The sequence below is a fragment of the Armatimonas sp. genome, from assembly GCF_043760365.1.
Lineage (GTDB): Bacteria > Armatimonadota > Armatimonadia > Armatimonadales > Armatimonadaceae > Armatimonas.
The window spans coordinates 1-4,654 of record NZ_JAYUPA010000474.1; the positions used below are offsets into that span (position 1 = coordinate 1).

Consider the following 4,654-nt stretch of genomic DNA (forward strand, 5'->3'; position numbering starts at 1 on the left):
CGTTCTAGCACGAATGCAGTTGTCAAGTCCTTTTCTGGGTGTAAAAGTCGCTCCCTCTTCCAGGCGGCATCACCACTTATAATTACATGACCCGGCAACGAGCACTTTAGAGAGCGGCTCTGAATACGGTGGAGAGAGCCTTTGACGGCAGCTTTACCCGGCTTGGCTCCCATATCGAAGACATCAGCCAGGGCGATAAGGCGAAGATCAAGAGCGCGGGCCTCGACGTGTGCACCGATGCGCGGCCCGTGGGGAGCGGCTGGCAGCAAGCGATCCCGTCGCGAAGATCGTGCCGTAAAAAAAGCCCCGCCCCTAACTTTCCCCCTTCCCCAAGGAGCCTGCGACTGCCCGGGGGAGGGGGCGAGGGGATGAGGTTACGCGGCGGCTTCGGTGCGCTGTCCGCCACGGCGGCGACGGCGGCGGCTCCGGTTGTCATCGGTGGCAGGTGCCTCTTTTTCACGGGGAGCGGCACGGGGTGGTTCGGGCTTGGGCGCAGCGGGAGGCTCACTGCCACCGCCGCCACTGCCGCCTTTGCCCTGCACTTCGCCAACGGCAAAGGAGCGGCTCACGGCGGCGAGACGGACACGAACACCATGCCCGGGCTGGCGGCCCGTCGGTGGCACAAAGACAATAATGCCGCCCTCCGTGATACCCGCCGCGACCGGAGGCGTCCCGTCACTAATGGTCAACACCCGCGCGTCAATCATCTGCCCACGCTTGATCGTGCCGTAGCGCCGGTCAAAGTCGTCTAAGCGCCCCGTGGTCAGCTCGTACTTCTCATGGTGGCCCAGCTCATTGGCACGGATATAGATTCCCCGCTCCAGCGCGTGCTCCAGCTCCTCCAGCTCGGAGCCATCCTCACCCACCATTGCCGCAGCGACCAGAGGATGGCAGCTCACCAGGAACGCCTCGCCCTTCTCGCTCCGTGCACGCCGCCGCAGCTCCCGCTCGATATTGAGTGCGACACTCTGCGGCGACGATACCCGGCCTGTTCCGGCGCAGTAGGGACACATCTCGTCCATCTGCTCATTGATCGTCTCGCCAGTGCGCTTGCGGGTCATCTCGATCAGGCCCAGCGGGGAGATATGACTGACTTTACAGCGGTTTTTATCGGTCTTGAGAGCACTCTCGAACGCCTGCTCAACCTTGCGGCGATCCCCGGCGTTGTTCATGTCAATCAGGTCAAGCACGAGAATGCCACCCATATCACGAAGCCGCAACTGACGTGCGATCTCATTGACAGCCTCAAGGTTCGTCTGGACAATCGTGTCGTTGAGCCCCTCGGTCTTGCCTCCAAACTTGCCGGAGTTGACATCAATCGCCGTGAGTGCTTCCGCCTGATCAATGACCAGATAGCCGCCGGACTTGAGCGGAACCCGCCGTTTGAGGAAGCGCTCGATCTCGCTCTCAATGGCAAAATGCTCAAAGATCGCCTTGTCGCCATCGTAGAGAACCACGCGATCTTTCAGGCTGGGGCCGAAAAAGTCGAGAAGCTCGTGGGCCTTTTTGTACTCAGCGGCGGAGTCCAGATACATCTTCTCAACATCGGAGCCAAAGGTATCGCGCAGAATACGCAGCAGGAGAGTAAGGTCGGCGTGGACAAGGTTAGGCGCGGGCGTTTTATTGGCCTTGCCCCGAATCTCCGCCCAGGTCCGCTCCAGAAACTCCAGATCCTGGCGCAGCTCACGCTCGGTCTTGCCCTCGGCTTCGGTGCGGACAATCAGGCCGTAGCCAGGCTTGCGAATGCCCTCAATAATCTTCTTCAGGCGATCCCGCTCGCGAGGATCGTCTATCTTGCGCGAGACCCCGGTGGAGTTCTCCTCCGGCATGAAGACCAGGTAGCGCCCTGGCAACGAGATGCGAGTGCTGACCCGGCTTCCCTTGGTGCTACGTGCGCCCTTAGTAACCTGCACCAGCACTTCTTGTCCACGCCGCACGAGATCACGGATGGGCGTGTGGGAGCGTGGCCGTCGCCCCCGTCGGTCGAAGTTGCCTTCGTCGTCTAGGTCGTCACCGCCGCCGCCCGGAATGATATCCCCAGCATAGAGAAAAGCGTTGCGATCCAGCCCGATGTCCACAAAGGCGGCATCAATCCCGGCGACGATATTATCCACGCGCCCTTTGTAGATGCTCCCCACCACACGCTCATCGCGCTCAATATGCAACTCAATCAGTTGTCCGTCTTCGCGGACAGCGATACGCGTCTCACGCGCGTCGCTATTGACAATAATTTCCTTCAAAAACCTATCTCCTATCAGTGCGTAGGGCAACACTGCCACACGCCCCAACAAATCAACACTTGTACTTATTCAGAGTCCACCCCATCGGTGGATGTCTTTTTAAACGTCCACAGCCGAGCGGCTGTAAAATTCCAGGCGACCACAATCACGGTAGCCACCACTTTTGCTCCCAGCAGCACAAACGGGCTAAACTCGCTCTTGCCCTGCCCGGTCGCGATTATCTGGAGAATCTCACTTGTTTCTCGGTGCGTATGCATCACTCCAAGACGCATTGCCAACACAATCACCGACGTCATGATAGTGAGGTTTAAGCCCCAGCCCACCACGTTTGTTGCCAGAAATTTTGGATACTGCTTCTTGGCGTCTCTCTGGCGATCCTGAAAGGTCCAGCGACTGTTCCAAAAATACCCATTGGTAACCGCACACAGAAAAGAGAGCGTCCCCGCAATCGCCACAGACAATCCCACATTAAAGTGCAGCCAGTATAATAAGCCCGCATCAATAATAAAAGAGGATAGCCCGACGAGGCAAAACTTGATCAGTTGCCGAACGCCGGGTCGTTGCAGTAGCGATAGCACACGCCATTATAACACGTCGCACCGGCTGTGTTAACCCACACTAGCCCAGCGCCTCTAAAGCAAGCTCGCGGCTCTTGAGGGCCTGTTGCTTGAGCGCCGCCTCGATGGCATCGGCCTGCTCTTGGTAGTGGTGCGCCTGCTCCGGCTCCACGGCGGCCAGCCCACGCAGCACCCGTGGGAGATGACGACGTGCGCCTGCCTGATTGGCCTGCTCCAGCGCTTCATGAAATGTCCGACGGGCTTCGGGCAGTCGCTCCTGGCTCTGATAGAACGCTGCCGCCTGACAGAGTGTCTCCAGCCGTCGCTCTAAGTCCCCCAGCCGCTCGGTGCGCTCCAGTGCCCGGGTAAACGCCGCCTCGGCAGCCTCGGGCATGCCCAGCTCGTTACAGATTATCCCCAAGTGGACCAGCAGTGAGAGCTCCACCTGACGGTCCTCTCCGCTACTTGCCAGGGTGAGTGCTTCCTCGTTGACACGTAGCGCCTCCTCGATCCGGCCCTCTTTCAGGTACACCTCACAGAGAGCGGCGAGTAAGTGCGGGCGAATGTAGTTGTTACCCAGAGTCTTCGCCAGGGCTAGGCAGAAATGTAGGTCCGCCGCGGCGCCCTCAAGATCCCCCGCCTCGCGCTTGATCCCTGCCACATTGGAAAGGCAGAAGATCTCGTAGTCTGCGAGCTGGTTCTCACGCGCCATTTTCAGCCCCGCCAGTAAGAAAGCCATCGCCTCATCGTAGCTTCCAAGCTCCAGACAGAGCGCCCCTAAATTGTTAAGAACGGCGACCTCCCCCGTCTGGTCGCCCTCGTCCTGACGCAGGCGACGTGCTTCGAGAAGAAGTGCCATCGCCTCGGTGTAGTGGGTCGCTTTGCGTTGGAGCGTGCTCAGCCCTAGAAGACAGCTTCCCTCGATCTCCCGCAGTCCCTGCTCCCGGCTCAGTGCGAGAGCCGCTTGATAGTCGGCCTCTGCTCCCTCTAAATCTGCCTGAATCAGCCGACAGATGGCGCGGTAACGGAGTGCTCCCGCCTCGCCAGGCAGGTAGCCAAGCGCACAGGCTGCCTCGTAGGTTTCCTCGGCCAGTGCGCGGCAACGTCCGACATCTGTCTGAGCGAGCACCTGTGCCAGGCGGTTGGCCGCATCAATGCGCTCCACGGGGCTCTTAGCCTCGCGCCACGCCGCTTCGCGTTGGTCTAGCATTTAGCTCGCCTCATCGCTTTTATCGCTCCAGAGACGCTCAAGGCGTGCCTTAATCTTCGCTTCGACACCGTTTTCCGTCGGCTGGTAGTAAGGCTCTTTTTTCTCGGGGAGCCCCTCAGGTAAGTAGCGCTGCCGCACAAACCCCTCAGGATAGTCATGAGGAGAGAGGTAGCCAACCCCGTGCCCGAGTGCTTGAACTCCTTTTGCGTGGCTATCACGCAGGGGCTTGGGTATGCCCGAGAACGCCGCATTGCGAATGTCGTCGCGTGCTCGCCCCAGCGCCTTGGTACAGGCATTAGACTTCGGAGCCGCCGCCAGATAGAGAGCCACGTGCGCCAGGTTCAGAGCGCACTCGGGCATGCCAATAACCTCGACAGCCTGAAAGCCCGCCATGGCAAGAGGCAGGGCACTCGGATCGGCACAGCCAATGTCCTCCGATGCCAGAATGACGAGGCGGCGGGCAAGAAAGCGCGGCTCCTCTCCGGCTTCGAGCATACGGGTCAGATAGTAGATCGCCGCATCCGGGTCAGAGCCCCGTATACTCTTGATGAGTGCGGAGGCCATGTCGTAGTGCGTGTCGCCAGACTTATCGTAGCCAAGGGAGCGCTGTCCAACGGCCTCCTCGGCGTGCGCCAGAGTGATGACTC

At 60.0% G+C, this 4,654-nt stretch carries 4 protein-coding genes and 1 pseudogene; all 5 read right to left on the reverse strand.

What is annotated here, in order from left to right:
• A partial coding sequence (locus ACH2EH_RS11070; protein ID WP_395141635.1) for a hypothetical protein occupies positions 1–269 on the reverse strand: 269 nt, incomplete at its 3' end.
• Positions 270–374: 105 nt separating this feature from the next.
• Positions 375–2,240, reverse strand: a complete 1,866-nt coding sequence (locus tag ACH2EH_RS11075) for a ribonuclease E/G (protein ID WP_395141636.1) — start codon at positions 2,238–2,240, stop codon at positions 375–377.
• A gap of 65 nt (positions 2,241–2,305) precedes the next feature.
• Positions 2,306–2,818 carry a GtrA family protein gene (locus ACH2EH_RS11080; protein ID WP_395141638.1) on the reverse strand — a complete coding sequence of 171 codons (513 nt, stop codon included), beginning with the start codon at positions 2,816–2,818 and terminating at the stop codon, positions 2,306–2,308.
• 40 nt (positions 2,819–2,858) lie between these two features.
• Positions 2,859–4,007 (reverse strand): tetratricopeptide repeat protein, encoded by a 1,149-nt coding sequence (locus ACH2EH_RS11085; protein ID WP_395141639.1) that lies wholly within the window; start codon positions 4,005–4,007, stop codon positions 2,859–2,861.
• Positions 4,008–4,654 (reverse strand): annotated as a pseudogene (locus ACH2EH_RS11090) (replication-associated recombination protein A); the annotation flags it as partial.